We start from the raw sequence: 20,919 nt of genomic DNA on the forward strand, positions 1-20,919 counted from the left end.
GATGTTGAGTTTTGCCCCACTGTTGGCGTTTGTTTCTCTTGCTTCCCAGAACGGGGCTCAGACGCCAGCCCCGGGGCAAGCTCCATCATGGCCTACGCGCTTTAACGCGGAGGTCCCTACTGATTTACTGAATTGGTCGGGTTTTGGGTATCTGCCTGCGGGGGACCGGGTTTTTCCGCAAACATTTAAAGTCTCGGGTGATTGGTCGGAAGTAGCGAAGCAGTTTGCCGGTCTTAGTCTCCAAGATGCAGCTGTTTGGAAGATGAAAGTGGTGGTGTTCACTCACCTGGGCACTCTTCAGACTCTTCCTGATGGGACTCTCAAGCAAAGTTTTTGGGCGTTGGAAAAGGACGATCTGGCGCGAGTTCAGCGTGAGCTGGATTTGGTTGGGAAGCTTGTCGCCGTACAGACTGGTGGCAAAGTACGACTTGATGCCTCTGTGTCGTTTGATAATGAGCGTGAGAGGATCCAAGGGGATGACCCCACAGAGCTCGTTCGGAGCTATCTTGAGCCTCGAATCAACGGTGGCAAGTACGAATCAGAAGATAAGGTCTACCGTGGTCCATATCAGTCCGTTTTGGTGATTCAACCTGCTCCTTTCCTGAAAACTCCTAGCCTAAGGGTTAATGGGACCCACGTCTCCACGGTTTCGGCTCTTGGAATTCCAGGTTATGAGTCGGAGGGTGTTCTAGCTGAAAACTGGTTTGGAGTATGGGTAAATCAGCTTAGGACTTTGGCGCTGCAGAAGGGGGTAGCGGGTCCTCTTGAGAACAAACCCGATGGTGTGATTCCTGGTGTTGCGAACCCTAGCTTGTTTGTTCCGGGTGGACAGTGGGCGTCCATTATAGGCTTGGGCGACGAACAGGCTCAGACTCTGCTGGAGCGCTGGCGACTTCCTGTTGTCGAGCTCGGAAAGTCCACACATGCTCCACTCGCCTCTGTTGGTTTTCGGGGAGCAAACACGAATGTTGGTATTGCTCCTGATTCGGAAAAGGGCAATGTGTTGGTTTATAGCGAGACAGGCACTGTCCGTAACGGTGGAGTAGATTTCCCGGTTCCGAAGGCCGGCGGCCCGTTGTTCCAGGCGAGCAAAGCACCTACTTTTAGTTTTTGGGTGAAGAGTGTTGCAAAGGATCCGCTGTCTATACGCATCAGTGACGACCAGGGCAAGACTGTCAGCGTATCGATTGGCCGACAGCCCTCGGGCGAGGGAGCGAGTGCTTCCTTCGAGGCTCCTTTTACTGCTGACGGTACTTGGCGCAAGATTGCTGTCGATCTGAAGTCGTTAGGAGTCGAGAATGTGACTGCCTTGGCGCTTGGACCTTCTGATAAGGCACGTAACTCTTTACGCGCCACCTTGGGGCCAATCCAGTACGCTTTTGCCGACTTCAAGGTGTCGTCTGACGCTGCCGACACAGCACTCGCTCCCGAGACTCCGTCTTCTACTTCATCTGATCCGGTTTTGCGAGCCATGTGGGCTCATTCGGCTCAGCCTTCGGATGAGTTGCTGAAGTTGCTGAAAGATACTTCGGATGTTGTTCGCTTGAATGCAGTGGCCAACTATGCGAAGGGCGCTCCTGCGGCTTCTGATGAGATCGCCCTGGCGGCATTAGCGTCTGTTTCTTACGACCCATGGATTATCGAATATGCGATCCAGGCACTGAGCAAAGTGGGAACAGAGTCTGCGAATGCGACGATCCACCGGTTAGTTCGCGTCGGTGTCACCGAGGCGACTCGGGCTGCGGCCGCTCTTGCCATTGCCGCTCCTAAGGATCCGAAGGTCTCTTCTGAGCTGATTCCTCTTTTGGACAGCCGCAGCTTGCTTTGCCGCATTTCAGCGGTTCGAGCGTTATCGATGTTGCCTGGGCGTGAGTCGAGCATTATTCGGATGACTTTCTTGCAGCAGAGTGATCCTGAGTTGAAGCTTGAAGTCACTAAGTCAAGTGATCCCAAAGATGACTACCAGATGAGGAAGATGCTCTGGTCGGCTGTCAATGAACCTAGCGATGCGGTTCGGGCACTCAGCTGTATCAAACTCATCCAGAGTGGGATTACCGAGTTTCAGATTGAAGGTTACAAGGGTGTTCGTGACGACAGTGTTTGGGTTCGTTTACTGCTGTTAGACTTCTTTGCGAAGAATCCTGAAGAGGCGCATCGGGGTGCTTTACGAATTGCGGTTACTGATCGATCTCCACGGGTGAGGGCAGCAGCTATTCTCGCTTTTGGGGCGCTGGAGAAAGGCGCAACGTCAGAGGAGCTTGGGAATGCCTTGACGGACAAGCATCCAGACGTTCAATTGGCGCTCATTGAGCTGGCAAGCCATAAAGGATTGAAACTTCCTACCGATGTGATACTGGAGATCATGAATAGCCCAGATCCACGAGTGAAAGAAGCAAGAAAAGGGCTTTCTAATTAAATTTAGTGTTGGAGAATGAATGCGATCAACTCTCCGACGTATGTAGAGAGTTAGGAATCAACAACGGATGAACGATACTTATAAGTCTTTTGTGGCGGCAGGGGCGGTTGTGCTGGCTTGCTCGTCTGTCTATCTCGGATCAAGCTTACGAGATAGAGCAGATCTTGGGGAAAGCGGAGGCAAGCAGAGCCGAGATCCCCTTGGTTCACGACTGGTCGCGTCAAGGGAAGATATCGTTGAGGATGTAAACGTCCCTGTGGGCGAGTTCTATGACGAGATGGTCAAGCTGCTAAAGCAGCAGTATGTGGAGCCCGTGACCGACGAGCAGAAGTTGGCAAGTGGAGCAGTGCGAGGCATGATTCTTAGCCTTGGTGACTCCCGATCCAACTTTATGGACAAGGACCAGTTTCAAGCTTTCTTGAACGTTCGGATGGGCAAATTTGAAGGGATCGGAGCGGACTTCCAGCTTCAATCTGAGGGGCCTCGACGGGATGTTCCTATTCCAGGGGTAGCGGCTTCAGAGGATCCTGAGGAAGCTGCCTTTCGCGCGGCTATTGTTCCAAAACTTGTTGTTTCCATCGTAGTCCCGAATGGCCCTGCGGATAAGGCAGGCGTGAAGCCCGGAGATGTTGTTAGCTACATTGACAACCATTATGTTGTGGAAGACGCCTTGCTGCAGAAGGTGACGAATGCCCGAAACGGGTTCAGCACAAAGAAAATCAGTTACGAGCAGTACAACGCGGTTGTGACCGAGTTCCGCAAGAAGATTGAGCGGGCGATCATGCCGATGAAGGCCAAGGATAAGCTGATGGTTGGGAAGTCCGGTAGCCTGACCGTTGTCTGGAATCGTAAAGGCATCAGCCGAACGACCACTCTTCAAAAGGGGATCAGCATTCTGCCGGGCTTTTCAGTGAAAGGGAATACCATCACTTTGCCATTTGATAAGCTCGCTTCTTCAAACCTCCAGAAAGCGCTTGCGGGCAAGTCTGAGCTGACTATTGATCTTCGCAACAATGCCCATGGCGATTTTGACTCGATGCGAAAGTGCTTGAAGGTGGTTGCTCCAAGTGGGACCTATGGCTACCTTGTGACGGAGCGGAAAGAGAAGCCGGAGCCGGTTGTGGTGACCCACGGGAATGCACACCCGCCGAAGATCACCTTGTTGGTAGATCAGAGCACGCGGGGTTCTGCTGAGATTTTTGCGCTTGCTCTTTCAACGAAAGGTCTTGCTAAGTTGAGTGGGTCCGAAATGGGTGGGGACCGTTCGATTCGAGAGATTGTTAAGCTTCCCGACGGAAGTGGTTATTCCCTGATGGTCGCTCGGTACCGGGCGAAGTTTGGGGAGAAGACGGCCATGCTAAATGGGAAGGGATCACTATGAAACTGGTTCTCAGAGGTTTCGGGTTTGCAGCGCTCCTTGTGGCATGCACCGCATTTGGCTTCTTCTATAGGGATATTCGAGGTGGGAATGCACCGTCTCAGAAGTCCCTCGACGGTTTCTTCGGAGTCAAGGTTTCACGTGATGGGCTTTCTGGGGAGCAGGTTTTTCGCCAGAACTACCAGCGGATCTTAAACAACTATGTGAAGCCTGTTAAGGGCACTGAACTGAAGTATGCGGGCATAAGCGGAATGATGGCGTCGTTGGGCGATCCTCATACGTTGTTCTTCCCGCCTCGTGCCGCTCAGTCGTTCTCAGATGAGACCCGCGGCAACTTCTTTGGAGTGGGTGCTCGGCTGGGTTCAGATCCCCTTGGAGCCAAGGCAGGAGCTGTTTTTGAAGATGGTCCGGCGTATCGGGCTGGACTTCGTAAGGGCGACATCATTACCGCTGTCAACGGCGTATCGGTGGTCGGTAAGGATATCGAGGCGATCGTTGACAAGGTGAAGGGCAAAGAGGGCACATTGGTCAAGCTGACGATTATTCCAGCAGGCAAGACCAAGCCGGTTGTTTTGAGCATGAAGAGGGCTCGGATTGTGGCACCTAGCGTGGATAGCCATATGCTTCCCAACGAGAAGATCGGATATCTTGCGGTCACTCAGTTTAGCGAGCCGACTACCAGTCAGTTTGATCGAGAGATTTCGAAGCTGGAAGCGGCTGGTATGAACGGGCTCATTATCGACTTAAGAGGCAACCCCGGTGGGCTTTTAGAGACTGCTGTGGAGATGCTGAGTCGGTTCTTGGAAGACAAGGTGGTAGTTACCATGAAGTTCCGGAACGGACGGGATGAGGTGGCTAAGACTTCCTCCGGTGATCGCCATAACTTCAACTACCCAGTCGTGGTGCTGATTGATCAGGACTCCGCGAGTGCTGCTGAGATCTTTTCTGGTTGTATGCACGACTATAGCAAGGCCACTTTGGTAGGCACTCGGTCTTATGGGAAGGCTTCTGTCCAGAATGTGTTTCCGCTGGTGGATAATTCGAGCGCAAAGGTGACGATTGCGAAGTACTACTTGCCGACGAGCGGGTTTATCGGTCGAAAGGTTGATGACGACGGTGTCATGATTAGCGGCGGTTTGGAGCCTGACGTGAAGGTGGAATTGGATACATCCAAACAGGTCACTTTTGGTGAGCCTGATAAGGACAACCAGTTGGCACGTGCAGTTCAGGTGGTTAAGAGCAAGCTTTAAGCGTTGCGGAGGCCCCGGCTGGCAGTTGCTAGCCGGGGCTTTTTTGTTTACTGCCCGGAGAGTTCCTTGGATCTTTCGCAGGCGCGAACGATGCCGTCGTGAAACGCCTTCCCGAGGCCTTCGGACTCGAACTTTTCTACGGCTGCGGCCGTGGTTCCGCCTGGGGATGTGACCGAGGCTCGGAGTTGTTGGGCAGTTCGTCCGTCTCGCAGCCAGAGGTTTACGGAGCCTGTTAGGGTGGAGGCTACTAGCTTTTGGGCCTCTTCTGGGGTGAAGCCGAGTTCGACAGCTGCTGCCATGAAGTGTTCGATGAGGTAGTAGACGTATCCCGGACCACTGCCGGAGATGGCTGTGGCACTGTCGAGTAGGGCTTCATCTTGCACTTGTAGCGACTTTCCGCAGGCATTCAGGAGGGTAGAGATTGTGGCGAGGTCCGTCTTTCCTACGGCGGGTGATGGGATATAAACTGTCGTGCCTTCTCCGATGAGGAAGGGCAGATTGGGCATGGATCGCACGATCCTGCTGTGTCCTCCGAGTTCGTTGTCGAGACGGTCGATGGTAATTCCGGCCATGATGGACAGCACGATTTGGTTATTCCTGAGGAGGGGGGCTATCTTTGCGGAGGCGGCTTGGAAGTCTTGTGGCTTCACCGCCAAAATCACGACATCGTAGACGCCGAGTGTTGGTGGGATGTCTCCTTCGACGTGGCAAGAGAACTCTTCGACGAGAACGTCGCACTTGGTGACGTCTTTCTCGACAATAAGAAGGTTGCTGGGGGGCATGATGCCTTTTGAAAGGACGGATCGTGCCAGGGCGGTTCCCATGTTTCCGCCGCCGATGATAGCTAACTTGAAGGCATGCATTGGTTTGGACTGCATTTGGCCCCGCTAAGTTGCGGGGCAATTGCTCCATTAATATATCTGGCTAAGGCACAATCGAAGTCTCTCGACACAGATATTTAACTGTTCTTGGGGTCTAGAGCGACGCGGATGCCGTCTCCGACGAAGTTTAGCGCGAAGATTGTAAGGCTGAGGATAAGGCAAGGTGAGAACAGCAAAATGAAGTTTGCCGTGATATCTGCACCTCGTGCGTTATTGATCATGTTGCCCCAGCTGGGATCTGGCACCTGCACTCCTATGCCCAGGTAGCTGAGGGTGCTTTCTGCAAGGATGTTGCCGGCCAGTTCAATCATGCTCACAGCGAGCACAAGTGGCAAGATTTGCGGGAGGATGTGCTTGAAAACGAGGTAGATCGTGCTGGCTCCTGATGCCCTAGCTGCAACAACGAACTCACGATCTTTGACCGAGGCGATTTGAGTGACGGTCAGGCGCGCTAGTGCGGGCCATCCGGTGATGGAGAGGGCTACGATTACGGGCAGGATGCCAAGCCCCGAACCACGCATGATTCCAACGATCAGGATTGCCAGAAGGATGTCGGGGAACGCGAACATCGCGTCTGTGAGTCGTAGGATGGGTTGTCTGATCCAGGTAGGTGCAAACACTCCAATGACACCAACGCCCAGCCCAACGAAGATGCTGATGCCTTGGACAATGAATCCTACGGAAAGCGATACTCGCGCGCCTTGTGCCAACCGCGCGATGATGTCTCGGCCTTGATCGTCGGTGCCGATTCCAACCGTTTCACCCATCTGTTTGAGGGGTTTATCAATTGGGTTATAGACAGCGGTGAAGTTTTCCTTTCCTGCGGGCCGTAGCTGAGCTGTACGGACAGCTGGGCCAAAGGTGGCAAACAGCACGAGCATTACAAGGAAAATGGCGCCAATGGCTACCAGCGGGTTTGAAAAGGCCTTCTTCAAATTTGACTCTCCCGCACTCTGGGGTCTAGGATGGGCAAGAGGATGTCGACGATGAGGTTCAGCACCAGGAACATTGTGCCTGTTACCATGACGCATGCCTGCACAACGGGCATATTGTTGGATTTGATCGCATCGATCGTTGTGCTTCCGATTCCTGGGATGGTGAACGCAATTTCGACGGCGAACGAGCCAGTGAGCAGGACGCCGAAGCTGGTGCCAATTGCGGTGATCACAGGGAGGATGGCATTTCTCAGAGCGTGTTTGATGTAGATCCCGAGTCTGGGCACGCCTTTTGCCACCGCCATTCGGATGAACTCTTGTTGGAGTGTGTCGATCATGCTCTGCCGGGTGAGTCGTGTTATAAGGGCTGCTGATCGAGCACTTAGAACCACCACGGGGAGGATGAGATATACCAAGTCGCCTTCGGGTCTGTCGAGTTTCCAAGTGAGCGGGAGCCTGTCGAGCTTCGTGACGAAGATGTATGTGAGCACTTGGGCAAGGACAAAGTTTGGAAGCGTTACTCCAAGTGTCGAGATTGTTAGAATCGCTCGGTCTGGGACTTTGTTTCGGTAGATGCCCGAAACTGTTCCGAGCAGGAGGCCGATGACTGTAGCGACAATAATCGCCAGGCTAGCCACTTGGAGAGTGACGGGCAACGTCCTGCCGATGACATCCACAACCGGTTCTTTGGTGCCTGTGAGGCTTTTGCCAAAGTCTCCGTGTGCCGCGTTGTTGAGGTACTCCACGTAGCGAACTGGCCAGGGGCGATCCAGCCCCATGAGGTGACGGATTCGAGCAACTGCCTCTGGGCTGGCTTTGTCACCTGCCTGGAGTGCAGCAGCATCGCCCTGAGAGTATGCCCCGGCAATGAAAGTGACCAGGGAGATAAAGAGGAGGCTTAAAACTCCGAACATCAGTCGAAGTGAAATGGCCTTAACAACACGCACGATTCGCATAGTTTGGCAGCCTCTTGGGTTCGGCTGCTCGGTGTTTTTGCAAACAAGCTAGGAATCGGTCAATTAGGCGTTAGTTTGTGGTTAAAACCACTGCTGAGGTGATGCGATCTCCACGATCGATCTTCTTAACAATGTCCATTCCTGCGACAATCTGCCCGAAGACCGTGTAGTGGCCATCTAGGAATTTGGATGTGCCGAGAAGAACATAGAACTGGCTGTCGCCTGATTCTTTGTCTTCAACGACTCTTGCGAGACCGACGGCGCCTTCGACATTTGGAAAGCCGGTGTCTTCGTACGGGATGCGTGCTCCGCTACCGCCCGTTCCTACGCGTGCGTCGTTGATGTCGCCGTTTTTGGTGTTGGGGTCGCCAACTTGGACGAGGTAAGGCTTTGGGGTGCGGTCTGCTCGGTGGAAGCGGAGGCCGTTATAGAATCCACTCTTGACGAGCTTGACGATGTGGGCCGTTGTGCGAGGGGCTTCCCGGGTGTGAAGCTTCATGAAAACCTCTCCGCGCCCTTCGATGACGAATTTCACAACGGTTTCGCCAGGTTTTGGCGCGTATCCTTGCGCCAGCACGATTGTGGCGATAAGGAAGCATATGATTGCAGTTAGAAGAGGTCGCATCGGCTTGATAAGATATTGACGAATAGATCTAGTACCGTGCTCCATCAAATCGAGATGAAAAGCGATTTATTGTGATCAGTCGGACAAGTGTCGCCCGTAGCCGTCCATTTTTACTCCGCCTGTAAGGATGATGATGCCGTCGATGAAGGACCAGATGCCCAGGAAACCGCAAGTGGCGATGAACAGAACAAGCTGAAGGACTCCATAGGCCATGTATCCGAGATACATTCGTCCAATTCCTGGAAGGAAAAGCTGCAAGATTCCAGCTGCTGTTCTACTTCTGTCGCTCTTGATGCCACCGAACGTTGGATAGTAGGCTGTCGCGCCGGTGAGGTTGTTGTCTCGGGGATATGGGGCGACGTTAGGAGGTGGAGGGTTGGGTTTGGGTGAAGGAGGGGGAGGTGGGGCTGCAAAAGGCTCTGCTTTTCGGAAGGCGTCCGAAAGATCCGCGCAACGATCTGCGGGCGTCCATTCTGCCATTCCGTTGCGCCAAACATAGGTTTCACGTGTGATGACGGAACCCGAAATCAAGTCGTCTATTTGCTCACGCGTGAGCGGTCCTAACTGCCCATAGTGTCCGATGTAATACCAGTCGCCCACTTCTATTCCTTACCGATTCTCAATTGTACGTGATCTGATTCGAGCTACGGACTGAGTACCCATCAACTTCGAGGAATTTTGATCGAATTTTGGCTCGCGGTGGCGTGTATGTAGGTTAACAGGGGCAGTTGGGCTTGTTGTGCCGGTACCCTTATAGCGTGCCGGTTCGTGTCCGCTTTGCTCCTAGTCCTACTGGACTCCTCCATGTTGGCGCTCTTCGCGATGCGCTTTTCAAATATCTCTTCGCGCATCACTCAGGTGGGCAGAACATTTTCCGTATCGAAGATACAGATCGCACTCGCTATAACCCCAACAGCGAGGCCGAGTTTATAGAGACCTTGAAATGGGTAGGGATTACGTTCGACGAAGGTCCCCATATCGGTGGTCCTCACGCGCCTTATCGACAGAGCGAGCGTAAGGAAGCTGGGATTTACGCGCACTGGATTAACATCTTGATGGAAAAGGGCTTTGCTTACAAGGCCTTTGAGACCTCCGAAGAGTTGACTGAGATGCGGGAGTATCAGCAGATCAACAAGATGGCCACCGGCTATTTTGGTGGCGAGTGGCGCGATGCGTCTCCCGAGAAAGTTGCAGCAGCCGAAGCGGAAGGGAAGCCGTTTGTCATCCGACAGCGCATTCCTCGGGACACGACGATTGTGATTGAGGACGCCATTCGAGGGCGGATTGAGTGGGACAGCAACACCATCGATGATCCGGTTTTGATCAAGGCTGATGGCATGCCGACTTACCATTTCGCTGCGATGGTGGATGATCACTTGATGGGAATTACCCATATTCTGCGCGGTGAAGAGTGGATTTCTAGCGCACCTAAGCACGCATGCTTGTTTGATGCGTTTGGGTGGGAGAGACCGATTTTCGTGCATTGTCCTGTGATTGTTGGGACGGACGGGAAGAAGCTTTCAAAGCGTCATGGCGCGACACGCGTGTTGGACTACGCAGCTCAGGGTTATATGCCTGATCCTTTGAAGAACTTTATTGCTCTGATTGGTTGGTCGCCAGGTGAGGATAGAGAAGTTCTTACGGAGGCTGAGTTGATTGAGGCATTTGATCTTGATGGGCTGCAGCCTTCTCCTGGTCGATTTGATATGGAGAAGTTGAACTGGCTGAACGGGCTGAAGATTCGCCAGATGGACTCGAACGATCTCTTGAATGAATTAGAGAACTATATTCAGAATCCTTATACTTTTGAATACTGGTCGTCCCCTGAAGAAGAAGACGGTGAGCCTCGATCTCTCAAGACCGTCGAGCTCCTCAGGGGCTTGTCAGAAGAGTTAAAGCGTGATCGGGCTTATGTTCTTGAGTGTGTGAAGTTGGAGCAGCAAAGAGTACAAACCCTTGCCGACTTTGGAGAGGCATGCGCGTTCTTCTTTACCGACGAGCCTCCAATGGACGAAAAGGCTGTGAGTAAGTGGTTTGGGCAGGCCCACACCGCGGAACTTATCGATATGCTGCTTGCGAAGAGCGAGACAGAGTTCAAGGACACTGACGGTCCTGAGGTTTATGAAGCGTTTCTCAAGGAGTTCCAAGCAGCTCACGGCTTTGAGAAGCTAGGACCTATCGTTCATCCGACTCGTGTGGCACTAACAGGTAAGACTGTCGGCCCAGGGTTGTACGAATTGATGTCTGTTCTAGGCCCAGAGCGTATGAAGAAGCGTTTGATCCGTGCGAAGAGCTTCTTGCCAGGAAGCAACGGCTAGTCTGATGGATCTGTGCAGGATTGTTTATTCGAACTTGGAGGATCCTCTCGCCATCACCAGCAAGAGGACCACGCATCGTGATTCTCAGACCGAGTCGATTGTCGCGGCCATTATCGAAGATGTGCGTACGAGAGGGGATCTCGCACTCTTAGAGAATGCACGCAAATTTGATTCACCTTTTCTAGAATCCATTCAAGTTTCTGAGCAAGAGTTGGAGGAATCGTCGGTTTCGGAAGAGTTTGCATTTGCGATCCGACAGAGTATTTCACGCGTTCGTCAGTTCCACGAGAGTCAGCGTGCTGCTCTGACGTCTGGCATGGTTCCTTTTTCAAACGGTTTTGGATGGGGCAACAGCGTGCCTGGTGAGTTTGCTGAGGGGAGTCTTGGTCAGCGGATGGTTCCACTGAGCGCGGCAGGGGTGTATGTGCCTGGTGGACGTGCCAGCTATCCGAGTTCCGTGATTATGAATGCGACTCCGGCGCTTGTTGCAGGTGTTGGTGAGGTCGCGATCACCACGCCGGTTGCATCGGATGGATCTCTTCTTCCAGCGGTTCTTTTTGCCATGCGTGCGCTTGGAATTCAGCGAGCTTTTAAGATTGGCGGTGCTGCTGCGATTGCCGCGCTTGCTCTTGGGACCGAGACTGTGCCTCGTGTTGACAAGATTGTAGGGCCAGGTAATCGCTTTGTGAATGAGGCCAAGAAGCAACTCTGGGGGCAGGTTGGCTTGGACGGATACGCTGGTCCAAGTGAAGTCTGTGTGGTGGTTGATGATCATGCGAATTGTGCATGGGCTGCTGCTGACTTACTTACACAGATCGAACATGCGCCAGACAATGCAGGTTTTCTGATTGCCCTCAGTGAAGCCAAGCTAAAGGAAGTGCTTGCTGAGGTGGAGAAGCAGCTTCAGGGCGCGCCTCGGGAAGGGATCATGCGGCTAGCCTTGAAGAACGAGAGCTTGGCGATTGTGGCTCGTGACTTGGAGCATGCATGCGAGATTATCAACGCCATTGCACCTGAGCACCTTACGTTGAGTGTTCGGAATCCCGAGAGTATTCTTCACAAGATTCAGAATGCGGGTTGTGTGTTGCTTGGTGACTACACTCCGGAGAGTGCAGGGGACTTTGCGGCGGGGCCATCTCATACTCTGCCGACCAGCAGGGCTGCCCGCTTTGGCTCGCCAGTGAATGTTCTGGACTTCTGGAAGGTGCAGAGTGTGATTCACATGTCTGAGCAGCAGCTTGCCGAGGTCAGCCGTACGATTGAGGCGTTTGGTGAGATGGAGGGTTTCCCGGCCCATGGAGCCGGGGCTACCTTACGATTTCGCTCGGAAATTTAGGGCTTGCCGAAGTAGTTTTTCCAGAAGGATTCCGTCTTTCTCGTGTTCCGACTTCGATTGCGTTTTGGAAGGGTAGTGAAGAACTCCAAAGACGAGGATCTTATCTTTGATGCTCGTCATCTGCCAGGCGTCCGTTGATGTGACCTGCCACGTATCGCCAAGCGGCTTTCCGGATGGAGGGAGAGGAAACTTAAGCGGGTGAGGCCCCTGATAGTTCTCCAGGGATTTGTCCCAGGCACTTTTTGCTTGCGCTTTATCGTGAAACAATGTCCACGAGAGATAGAGGGTTGAGCCGTCCTTGTCCCGTTTGAATTGCACGGCGTCGCCTGGCGGCATCTTGTCTGAAGATTTGTTACTCTCTGAAACCATCGTGAAGCCTGATTTCTGGAGAAGTTTGATATCGAAGACGTGAAGGTCGATTATTCGTGGGAGAAAAAGAAGGTAGATCAAGTCAATCCTCACATGATGACCAGCGATGGAAGTCGCATCAAAACATAGATGATTCAGACAGTATCTAGTTTCTGAAATAACATAAAAAAGCCTCCGGATATATCCACCGGAGGCATTTTGGCTATTTACTGCCTTTTGTTATGGTCTTAGGACCCGCGTTACCGGTGTCAGCTTTACTACCCGGAAGAGGGTGAGATGGCTTAAACTCTCCGAAGTCTGGTCCCTTTTCTTGTGGTTTGGGGACCTCTTTGGAAAGTTCTTTGGAGTAGTTGCTCGGGGACTCCGAGCAACCAACCAGGGCGATTGCGATTACGATAGCACCAAGGCTGATTTGCATTTTCATCGCAGGTCGTAGAGGTACTTGTCTCCGTCGTAAGCTGCTCCTGCCCAGCCGCTCTTGACGTCGCATCCAGCAGTGAGGGTTCCCAGGGATACTGAGCCAACGTGCCCGTCACAATAGGAGATCGTAAACTTCTTGGTGAAGAACGGCCATGCACCGCCAAACTCAAGCCAGCTATAAGGGGCGGATCCGGTCGTGTTTACGACCCAACCCTGATATCCTTGATAGTATTTGAGGTCTGAAACTGGGATCAAGATGGTCCCGTTAGAATCTCGAATACAGGGTGGTTCTACGACCCAGTTTCCGCCACCCTTTGGTGCTCCAGAGCTTGAGTCACGGTCCCAGATCGATTCCGTGGTCATGATCGTCTGAGCAACTTGGGTGATCTTGCTCATGTTGACGCTTTCGGAACCGACGTAGCCCGTCGTGTCCCAATAGTAAACCCATGGACTGAGGAACTCGTAGTTGAGGGCGATATTCGATCTGGAGCCCCAGTAGTAATACTTCTGAGGATCGTTTGAAGGGACTGGGGATCCGTAAGGGTCTAGGGACAGACCTGAGTCTGTTGCGTTCGAGTCAGCGGGGCATCGGAAGAGTTGCCAGTTTTTGATGTATGGCTGGACGTTTTCTGGCCACACATGGTCTGGGAAACCGAATCCCCATCCAGGAATGCCGATTCCACCGGAATTGGATAGCACCATTGTGTCGTCGGAGTCTCCGGCGTACATAACAAGGCCAAGGCTGACCTGTTTCTGGTTACTGATCCACGCGGTCTTCTTTGCCGCAGTCTTTGCTTGGGCAAAGACAGGGAAAAGAATCGCCGCAAGAATAGCGATGATTGCAATAACAACAAGCAGTTCGATAAGGGTAAATCCCTTCTTTAGGGTCAACATGATAACCTCCAGACAATTAACAAATGTGACCACAGCGTCACTGGGCCTATTGTCACGGGAACTGCTCAAAAAGCAAAGTGATTGCTTTAAATTGACCGTGTAAGCTGCTGAATTTGGAGCAATAAAGTGCATGTTGGTAATGCATGGTAATTGAAAGAAATTTGCATATTTAGATCGCGTTTTGTGTGATGACTTAATCAGCGGTCGCTATCTGTAGAAATGTCAGGTTGGCAGCGAAGTGTTTGTTTGGACGCTTGGCCGCTTATGGACGAAGAGTTACGGTCTGTCTGAACCTGCTCTGGTACTCTCACCTCGCTGTGGCAGTTAAGATTGGATTCGTTGGGATGGGCGTCATGGGTGGGCCAATGGCGGGTCACCTTGTGCAAAAGGGGCACGAAGTTGTTGTTTGGAACCGGACTGTTGAGAAGTCCAAGCCTCTGGCAGAGCAGGGCGCTGTGGTTGCCGAGAGTCTTTCAGAGCTTGCCGAAGTTTGTTCGGTGATTATGGTATGTGTGGGAAGGACCGAAGATGTCGAGGAGTGTCTTGATGCGATGTCTTCGGCTAAGCCGGGAACCTTATTTGTCGACCACTCCACGATTGCGCCTTCCGGAGCAGAAGCGATTCATAAGAAGCTGAGTGCACGGGGCCATCGATTTGTAGATGCTCCCATCACTGGTGGAAGTGTCGGGGCACAAAAGGGGACTCTCACTGTGTTTTGTGGCGGATCAGAGTCTGACATCGCTGAGGCGAAGACCTATCTTGATTGTTACTCAAAGCGCGTGGAACGGGTGGGTGGTCCAGGTGCTGGACAGATGGCAAAACTCGCTAACCAGATTGCTGTTGGTGGCGCTTTGCTCGCATTGTGCGAAGCGCTGTCGTTTGCTAAGAAAGCGGGGCTCGATATTGCACAAATCCGAGAACTTGTGGGTGGTGGAGCGGGTGGAAGTTGGGCCTTCGAGAACTACGGTTTGAAGATTTTGAATCAGGACTGGACGCCTGGATTTTCTGTAACCAACCAGCGTAAAGACTTCAAGTACTGTCGAGATGCGGCAGAAGAAATTAACGCAGCAATCCCGGGCACCTTGCTTGTAGACTCGTTGCTTGCAAAACTGGACGAACAGGGGCACGGAGATTGGACAACCGCGGCCTTGTACGAAACCATGCTTGGTATGAGTGAGTGAATTACGCCGTTCAACTGACCTCGATATCGAAACGATTTGGTTCGGTGCTTGCGCTGGACCAGATCGACTTGTCAGTTGAACAAGGCACCATGCACGCCGTTGTCGGCGAGAACGGAGCTGGAAAAACGACACTGATGAAGGTTCTTTATGGAGCCTATCCGGCCGACTCAGGTTCGATCTTGGTCAATGGGCAATCGGTATCCTTCAGGTCTTCCGCCGACGCGAACTCCGCTGGCATTGGGATGGTAAGCCAGCACTACGGCATTATCTCGGAGCTCAGTTGTTTGCAAAACCTCGTTCTTGGGGCGGAAGGCGGGGCTTTTCTCAACCTCGGCGCGCAGCGCAAACGTGCCGAGCAGCTGGCATCTAAGATGGGGTTTAAGTTTGATTGGGACAGCTCGGCGGCGTCTCTTAGCCCCAGTGGTGCTCAGAAGCTAGAGATCCTGAAGCTCTTGTGGCGTGAAGCCAAGATTATGATCTTGGATGAGCCGACAGCCATGCTTAGCCCAGCGGATGCGGATGCCTTGTTTGTTAGCCTGAACAGCCTGGTAGGGGAAGGCGCAACTGTGATCCTTGTGACACATCGTCTGCCTGAGGTGATGACTCATTGCAGCCGTGTAACCGTGTTACGAGGCGGGAAGCTGGTTGCGGAGCGCCAAGTTTCTGAGACCTCTGATTCTGAACTTGCTCAGTTGATTGTGGGTGAGGGAAGCCATGCGTTTGGAACCCAGAAGGTTGCGCCGACTGCAATTCCGACAGAGTATTTGCAGGTTCGTAATCTAGTTGTTTCGGGTGAGCGAGGAAATGATGCTCTCCGAAATGTCTCTCTCGATGTAAGGGCTGGAGAGATTGTAGGCATTGCCGGAGTGGATGGCAATGGACAGAGAGAACTGTTCTCGGCGCTGCTTGGCATTTCGAAAGTGAAGTCTGGGAAGGTCCTGGTGAGTGGAGTGGACATCACCGATGCGGGGGCCGATGTTCGAATTGCTATGAATTTCCGATCGATTCCTGAGGATAGGCTTGTGGAAGCGGTTATGGAAGATTGGACGCTTGAACTCAACTCGATTTTGGGGTTACAGAGGACTGAGATTGCATCCAACAACGGTGGATTGAACTCCGGAGCCATTCATTCATGGTCTCAAAAGGTGGCCGCAAAGTTTTCAACCAAGCATGGAGGACTCCATCAGCCAATGGCGAGTCTCTCGGGTGGAAATCAACAGCGGTTTGTCGCTGGGCGTGCCCTGGAATCTTCTCCGAAGTTACTGTTAGCCTTTCAGCCTGCTCGGGGGTTGGATATTAGAGGCACGTTGGACGTTTATAGCGCGATTCGTGAGTGCTGCGAACTTGGCATGGCTGCACTAGTGGTCAGCTTTGATTTAGACGAGTTGCTTACCCACTGTGACCGAATCCTAGTGCTGAACCATGGTGAGTTGTTTGAGCCGGACACCGAGCATCGGATGGATCGGGACTCGATTGGCTGCTTGATGGTGGGGGCGCAATGAGATATCGCGTTGTTTGGCTGGTGTTGGGTGCGGTGTTGATCGTTTGTGCTGCCCTTCTGCTCGCCAAAGTGAACCCGACGAACGCTGTATCTGTGCTTATCAAGGGAAGCCTGGGCAGTCCTCGCAACATTACAGGGACTTTGAAAGAGACTACGCCGCTTCTCATTGCTGGCGTTGCGGTGTTTATCGGGCTTCGTGCTGGGCTGTTCAATATTGGTGTCGAAGGTCAGTTTCTGGTCGGTGCTTTGGCCAGCGCAGCGGTTTGTGTTCATGTCTCCGGCGTGTTTGGGATCGTTCTTGGCATTGCGGCTGCGATTACCGCTGGAGCTCTTTGGGCGTACCCGGCGGGGCTCATCAAGGCATACCGAAATGGGCATGAGGTGATTACGACCATCATGCTGAATAACGTGGCAGGGTTCTTGACGAGCTACTTGGTGGCGGGGCCATTGCGAGACAAGTCTCAGGGTGAGCCCTCGACTGCTAACATTTCTGCCTCCACTCACATTCCAGCGATACCGCTCGGCAATGGTTTGGAGGTTAGCTCAGGGCTTTTGGTTGGAGTCGCAATTACCTTCGCGATCAGTTGGTGGTTGAGAAAGCGAGTGGCCGGGTATGAACTTCAGGCGGTAGGAGCCAATCCGACCGCGGCACGTTTCGCTGGGATTGATCCGTCTAAGGTCATTGTCAGAGCAATGCTGTCGTCTGGGGCATTGGCTGGATTTGCTGGAGCGGTCCAGGTTTTGGCGTACGAAGGACGGTTCTATAACGGATTCTCACCAGGCTATGGGTTCGATGCACTGGGAGTAGCGCTTCTGGCGGGCACGCAAGGGCTTGCGATGATTCCTTCAAGTTTGCTGTTTGGCATTTTGGCGAAAGGTGGGACATCGTTGTCGATCGAGGGTGTTCCGAAGGGAATCACGACAGTCGTCTTGGGGTTTGTGATCTTGGTTGCTGCTGCCATTCGCTATCGGAGGTTGAAGGCTGTTGCTTAGCTTTCTGGTTCTAACACTTGCGCTTAGCACGCCCTTCATCTTAGGTGCGATGGGCGGATTCACCAGTGAGCGTGCCGGTGTGATCAATATTGGTTTGGAAGGAATCATGTTGACCGCCGCATGTGTGGTTTGTTTGACGAGTCCTTCACTTGGTGCCTTTGGCGGGCTGGCGGTCGGGATCATTGCTGCCGTACTCTTAAGCATCCTTCACTGGCTAGCGACACAGATTTACCGGATTGACCACGTCATTTCGGGCATGGCCGTCAATGCCATCGCTGCGGGCGGTACTAATTTTCTGTTTTTGAAGTTCACGGACAACGCGAAGAGCGGCTCTATCCCTCATATCCACATTGCATTTTACGAAGCGATTGCCTTCATCTTGCCGCTGTTTTTATGGTGGTATGTCAAGTACAGTCGGGCAGGACTGAGGTTGCTTGCAGTCGGAAGTGACCCAGATAAGGCACGTCTCGCCGGGATCACTCCGGTACGTGTGAGGTTCACGGGCTTGGTTGCGACGGGTGTGTTCTGCGGTTTGGGTGGTGCCATGTTGGTGAGCTACACCGAGACGTTTACAGACGGCATGACGTCGGGGCGTGGATATATTGCTTTGGCTGCTTTGATTCTTGGCGGTTGGCGACCAGTGCCCGCATTCCTCTCCTGTTTGGCTTTCGGTTTTCTTAGTGCGTTACAGATTCAGTGCCAAGGTGTGGCGCTTTTCGGAGTGCAGCCTCCCAGCCAGGTCTGGGCCTGTTTGCCATATTTAGTCACCGTTATCGCTCTAGCTGGCTTCTTGGGCCGCAATCAAACTCCACAAGGACTGGGCAAACCCTAACTCTTACAAATGATGTTCCTCACTCAATCAGTCAGCCCGAATGCTATGTTCTCCGTCGCCGAGAAGGCCCATAGCCAGTTTCATAGTGGGCAAGCGGTGATCACCGTTGATGCTCGTACTGGTGCTGTGCACGAGAAGACACGTTATCGCTTCGATCTGTCTGGAAGCTCGGTTTCGATGCAGATCACGGAGATTCAGAAGGTTCTTCGGCTGAAGTCCAACCGTGTGTTCAGGGTGGATGGGAACAAGTTTTTGGGATGGGATCTTGGGACGAACGAGTATCTTTCGCGTCGGCTTGAGGGCAAGGGGAACGTTTACGACAAGTTTGAAGCTGCCATTGGACAGTTGGACGATCCCGTCAAAGTGATCTTGAACCCAAGCGGCATGCAAACGTTTCTGAAGCCTTTTCGATCTATGACTGGCTTTAAGGTGAAGAAACTTGCGGGCGGAGCATTTACGCTGGAACGATCACTCAAATCGAAAGGAAAGTTTGCCACCACGATCCTTGAATTCAACCAGCGTCATCTATTGAAGCACTTGTTGATTTCTACCAATGCTTCTCGATTGGAGTGGGGTGTGTCCTATGGCGGTGCAAGCGTTCAGTCGCCTCCTAAGAACTTCAAAAAGGTGACCTCGCTGAGTGCCCCAATTGAACCGATGAAGTATTTCAACGCACACTCGAAAGAGGTGGTTGAGTCGATGTTCAAGGCATACGGTCGGCTTCGACAAGGCATCATTCGAGTGGAGTCGGGAACTGCCACCAGTCGACTCGTACTGGACGGCAAGATGCTGAGGGAGGAGACGGAGACCTTAATTTGGGCGTTTAATGGTAAGACGCTCTCGGTAAAGAGTCCTGCCAATTTTTATCGAGGTTCGACTCAGAGGCCTCTTATTCCTGATTACATTGCTGCCTTGGGTGGACGCGTAGATCCACTGGTGCGACAGATGATCGTCCATGCTCAAGTTGGGCGGGATCTGATTGTGCCGGGTGCCAGCATTAAATCGACTGGCAGAATCAATCTAGGCTCGGTGGCGTGTGACATCGTGGAGGCAAGGACTCCTGGCAACCGAACGACAGCGTTTATTCGAGCTGACAACCATTTGCTGTACAGCATTTCAGTCGAGGTGCTTGATCGAAATGGGAATGCGATGTACCGAAATGAAAAGCGGTACACCTACGAAAAGTTAGGTGTACCGCAAAGTGCTCGCGAGTTTACTTTGACTCCAGCATCGGGTCAGAAGGTTATGTCGCTGCCTTCCATTTCACTCCAGCAGTGACTAGTTTGAGCCACCGCTCCGCTCTTCGCGGAGCTTGGCTCTTGCGAACAGCATCTGAGCTTTTTCTACTGCCACGTCCTTCTCACCGGGAAGGGTCATTCTCGCCTGCTTGGCTTCTACGTCTGGAGTAACGCCGTTACCTTCTAGGCGGTATCCCTTGGTGGTGATGTAGTCCATAACAGGGATCTGAAGGGTGAACTGGTTGGTGACCGGCATGATGAGGGAAGCGAGCACGGCCCCTGCGGACCGAGTGCCTATGACGTCTGCCCCTAGCGTGTCCTTCAGAGCTTCTGCACACATTTCGCTGGCGCTTCCAGAGAATGCGTCTACGAGCACAGCAACCTTGCCTTTATAGGGTGTGACGCTTTTGTTCTTGAATCCGCGGACCATTTGAGCGCTCCAGTTAGATTGTCCGCGAGCCCACTGTGCGATCTTGTGGACGTCTGGTGTTTTGGTGCCTGTCTCCTTTTCGTAGCTCGTGACGAGCTGTTTGTTGATGAAGGTTCCTACCGGAGCATCGGTTGGCAGGAGCAACCCAAGGAAGTGTTGGAGGTTGACGACAGCGCCACCGCCGTTTCCGCGAAGGTCAACGATGAGGTTTTGATACTTCTGTGCCTGCTTCATCAGCGACTCGACATTGGAGCGGCTGTACGTGAAGTCGAAGGTGTAAATGATGATGCGGCCAGTATCGGGCTTTTCTTCGATGAGCTCTTCTGGGCGGATTGTCGAGAACTTCTTGCGGGTCAGTTTGAAGTCCTTGGTTTTGCCGTCTGCTCGCTTTACTGTCAGCTTTACTTCGGTGCCTTCTTTGCCAGGGATGCCTTTGGTGCCCTCGGCCTTCTTTCCATCGACCTTGGTGATGATATCGCCTGGGACTAGACCGGCTTCGGCGGCAGGCGCTTTGGGGACGGTTCGGATGATCAGAAGTCCATCGGCAACTTGCTGTTGGGTAATTCCAATGCCTACGAGAGCGGCGTTCTTACGCGTCTCTGCGGCACGTGGCGTTGCGAGATGGAAGTGGCTTGCACCGAACTTGCTGAGTGCTTCATTGATCGATCGGCTGAACTCCTCGTCGTCCTTCGCTGCGTCGAGTTTGTCTTTGTACGACGCAATGAATGTTGGCCACTGATTCAGGTCGATTCCAGGAACGTACGCCTGCTGGGTGATGAGCTTGTTGACTCTTTCCAGAACTTCGGCTTTGACTTCCGGCTTGTTGTCGACGGTCTGCGCTGTGGAAATAGCCACGAGGGAGAGGAGTGCAAGGGCTCCAAATGTCCGATGTACGGTGTGCATCATGCTATGAAATTTCATGGGTATTGCCTGTTAATACGCAGACGATAAGGAGATGTTCACCCG

At 52.8% G+C, this 20,919-nt stretch carries 19 protein-coding genes; 10 read left to right on the top strand and 9 right to left on the bottom strand.

Features of this window, described 5'->3' with window-relative positions; all coding sequences use genetic code 11:
• The first annotated feature begins 1 nt into the window (after window position 1).
• The 3 genes from ACZ51B_RS17435 (at window position 2) to ACZ51B_RS17445 (ending at window position 5,044) form a co-directional block, all read left to right on the top strand.
• A complete protein-coding gene (locus ACZ51B_RS17435; protein ID WP_464294616.1) occupies window positions 2-2,416 on the top strand; it encodes a HEAT repeat domain-containing protein in 2,415 nt (804 codons plus the stop codon).
• Window positions 2,417-2,483: 67 nt separating this feature from the next.
• Window positions 2,484-3,797, top strand: a complete 1,314-nt coding sequence (locus ACZ51B_RS17440) for a S41 family peptidase (protein WP_464294617.1) — start codon at window positions 2,484-2,486, stop codon at window positions 3,795-3,797.
• The gene (locus ACZ51B_RS17445; RefSeq protein ID WP_464294618.1) at window positions 3,794-5,044 is read left to right on the top strand and encodes a S41 family peptidase; all 1,251 of its coding nucleotides are present in this window, start codon (window positions 3,794-3,796) and stop codon (window positions 5,042-5,044) included. The genes ACZ51B_RS17440 and ACZ51B_RS17445 overlap by 4 nt, the downstream gene beginning before the upstream one ends.
• A gap of 47 nt (window positions 5,045-5,091) precedes the next feature.
• Here the strand turns inward: ACZ51B_RS17445 and proC are convergent, their stop codons facing one another.
• From proC to ACZ51B_RS17470, 5 genes are all read right to left on the bottom strand, one after another.
• Entirely contained in the window at window positions 5,092-5,922 is an 831-nt protein-coding gene (gene proC / locus ACZ51B_RS17450; protein WP_464294619.1) for a pyrroline-5-carboxylate reductase, read from the bottom strand.
• An 80-nt stretch (window positions 5,923-6,002) separates the two neighbouring features.
• Window positions 6,003-6,860, bottom strand: coding sequence for an ABC transporter permease (locus tag ACZ51B_RS17455; protein WP_464294620.1), 858 nt, complete (start codon window positions 6,858-6,860; stop codon window positions 6,003-6,005).
• Window positions 6,857-7,816 carry an ABC transporter permease gene (locus tag ACZ51B_RS17460; RefSeq protein ID WP_464294621.1) on the bottom strand — a complete coding sequence of 320 codons (960 nt, stop codon included), beginning with the start codon at window positions 7,814-7,816 and terminating at the stop codon, window positions 6,857-6,859. The genes ACZ51B_RS17455 and ACZ51B_RS17460 overlap by 4 nt, the downstream gene beginning before the upstream one ends.
• 70 nt (window positions 7,817-7,886) lie before the next feature.
• Entirely contained in the window at window positions 7,887-8,486 is a 600-nt protein-coding gene (locus ACZ51B_RS17465; protein ID WP_464294622.1) for a peptidylprolyl isomerase, read from the bottom strand.
• Window positions 8,487-8,516: 30 nt separating this feature from the next.
• On the bottom strand, window positions 8,517-9,041 hold the full coding sequence (locus ACZ51B_RS17470; RefSeq protein WP_464294623.1) for a GYF domain-containing protein: 525 nt from the start codon (window positions 9,039-9,041) through the stop codon (window positions 8,517-8,519).
• A 158-nt stretch (window positions 9,042-9,199) separates the two neighbouring features.
• On the opposite strand from ACZ51B_RS17470, the gene gltX reads away from it, so the two are divergent.
• Together gltX and hisD are read left to right on the top strand one after the other, a co-directional pair.
• Entirely contained in the window at window positions 9,200-10,759 is a 1,560-nt protein-coding gene (gltX, locus tag ACZ51B_RS17475) for a glutamate--tRNA ligase (RefSeq protein WP_464294624.1), read from the top strand.
• Entirely contained in the window at window positions 10,725-12,095 is a 1,371-nt protein-coding gene (gene hisD / locus ACZ51B_RS17480; RefSeq protein WP_464294625.1) for a histidinol dehydrogenase, read from the top strand. The genes gltX and hisD overlap by 35 nt, the downstream gene beginning before the upstream one ends.
• On the opposite strand, the gene ACZ51B_RS17485 is transcribed toward hisD, so the two are convergent.
• The 3 genes from ACZ51B_RS17485 to ACZ51B_RS17495 all read right to left on the bottom strand — a co-directional run bounded on the left by ACZ51B_RS17485 (window position 12,072) and on the right by ACZ51B_RS17495 (window position 13,778).
• A complete protein-coding gene (locus tag ACZ51B_RS17485) occupies window positions 12,072-12,545 on the bottom strand; it encodes a hypothetical protein (protein WP_464294626.1) in 474 nt (157 codons plus the stop codon). The genes hisD and ACZ51B_RS17485 overlap by 24 nt on opposite strands.
• Window positions 12,546-12,666: 121 nt before the next feature.
• Window positions 12,667-12,888 (bottom strand): hypothetical protein, encoded by a 222-nt coding sequence (locus tag ACZ51B_RS17490; protein WP_464294627.1) that lies wholly within the window; start codon window positions 12,886-12,888, stop codon window positions 12,667-12,669.
• Window positions 12,885-13,778 carry a prepilin-type N-terminal cleavage/methylation domain-containing protein gene (locus ACZ51B_RS17495; protein WP_464294628.1) on the bottom strand — a complete coding sequence of 298 codons (894 nt, stop codon included), beginning with the start codon at window positions 13,776-13,778 and terminating at the stop codon, window positions 12,885-12,887. The genes ACZ51B_RS17490 and ACZ51B_RS17495 overlap by 4 nt, the downstream gene beginning before the upstream one ends.
• Window positions 13,779-14,095: 317 nt before the next feature.
• Between ACZ51B_RS17495 and ACZ51B_RS17500 the strand changes: the two genes are divergently transcribed.
• Genes ACZ51B_RS17500 through ACZ51B_RS17520 form a run of 5 tightly spaced genes read left to right on the top strand, consistent with a single transcriptional unit; the run spans window position 14,096 to window position 19,563 of the window.
• Complete coding sequence (locus ACZ51B_RS17500) at window positions 14,096-14,959, top strand: NAD(P)-dependent oxidoreductase (RefSeq protein ID WP_464294629.1); 864 nt, start codon at window positions 14,096-14,098, stop codon at window positions 14,957-14,959.
• The gene (locus ACZ51B_RS17505) at window positions 14,956-16,461 is read left to right on the top strand and encodes an ABC transporter ATP-binding protein (protein ID WP_464294630.1); all 1,506 of its coding nucleotides are present in this window, start codon (window positions 14,956-14,958) and stop codon (window positions 16,459-16,461) included. Before ACZ51B_RS17500 ends, ACZ51B_RS17505 begins: the two co-directional genes overlap by 4 nt.
• Window positions 16,458-17,453, top strand: coding sequence for an ABC transporter permease (locus ACZ51B_RS17510; RefSeq protein WP_464294631.1), 996 nt, complete (start codon window positions 16,458-16,460; stop codon window positions 17,451-17,453). The genes ACZ51B_RS17505 and ACZ51B_RS17510 overlap by 4 nt, the downstream gene beginning before the upstream one ends.
• Window positions 17,446-18,285: an ABC transporter permease gene (locus tag ACZ51B_RS17515; protein WP_464294632.1), complete on the top strand. Its 840-nt coding sequence runs from the start codon at window positions 17,446-17,448 to the stop codon at window positions 18,283-18,285. The genes ACZ51B_RS17510 and ACZ51B_RS17515 overlap by 8 nt, the downstream gene beginning before the upstream one ends.
• 9 nt (window positions 18,286-18,294) lie before the next feature.
• Window positions 18,295-19,563 carry a hypothetical protein gene (locus tag ACZ51B_RS17520; protein ID WP_464294633.1) on the top strand — a complete coding sequence of 423 codons (1,269 nt, stop codon included), beginning with the start codon at window positions 18,295-18,297 and terminating at the stop codon, window positions 19,561-19,563.
• Here the strand turns inward: ACZ51B_RS17520 and ACZ51B_RS17525 are convergent, their stop codons facing one another.
• Complete coding sequence (locus ACZ51B_RS17525) at window positions 19,564-20,874, bottom strand: S41 family peptidase (RefSeq protein ID WP_464294634.1); 1,311 nt, start codon at window positions 20,872-20,874, stop codon at window positions 19,564-19,566.
• Window positions 20,875-20,919: the final 45 nt, after the last annotated feature.

The organism is Fimbriimonas sp. LA-C6 (genome assembly GCF_055398105.1).

Excerpts from the sequence above, each read along its gene's own strand:
- ACZ51B_RS17445 (WP_464294618.1), top strand. The coding sequence starts at position 3,794 with ATGAAACTGGTTCTCAGAGGTTTCGGGTTTGCAGCGCTCCTTGTGGCA.
- ACZ51B_RS17465 (WP_464294622.1), bottom strand. The coding sequence starts at position 8,486 with ATGGAGCACGGTACTAGATCTATTCGTCAATATCTTATCAAGCCGATG.
- proC (WP_464294619.1), bottom strand. The coding sequence starts at position 5,922 with ATGCAGTCCAAACCAATGCATGCCTTCAAGTTAGCTATCATCGGCGGC.
- ACZ51B_RS17440 (WP_464294617.1), top strand. The coding sequence starts at position 2,484 with ATGAACGATACTTATAAGTCTTTTGTGGCGGCAGGGGCGGTTGTGCTG.
- ACZ51B_RS17495 (WP_464294628.1), bottom strand. The coding sequence starts at position 13,778 with ATGTTGACCCTAAAGAAGGGATTTACCCTTATCGAACTGCTTGTTGTT.
- ACZ51B_RS17435 (WP_464294616.1), top strand. The coding sequence starts at position 2 with ATGTTGAGTTTTGCCCCACTGTTGGCGTTTGTTTCTCTTGCTTCCCAG.
- ACZ51B_RS17490 (WP_464294627.1), bottom strand. The coding sequence starts at position 12,888 with ATGAAAATGCAAATCAGCCTTGGTGCTATCGTAATCGCAATCGCCCTG.
- ACZ51B_RS17510 (WP_464294631.1), top strand. The coding sequence starts at position 16,458 with ATGAGATATCGCGTTGTTTGGCTGGTGTTGGGTGCGGTGTTGATCGTT.
- ACZ51B_RS17525 (WP_464294634.1), bottom strand. The coding sequence starts at position 20,874 with ATGAAATTTCATAGCATGATGCACACCGTACATCGGACATTTGGAGCC.
- ACZ51B_RS17460 (WP_464294621.1), bottom strand. The coding sequence starts at position 7,816 with ATGCGAATCGTGCGTGTTGTTAAGGCCATTTCACTTCGACTGATGTTC.
- ACZ51B_RS17520 (WP_464294633.1), top strand. The coding sequence starts at position 18,295 with ATGATGTTCCTCACTCAATCAGTCAGCCCGAATGCTATGTTCTCCGTC.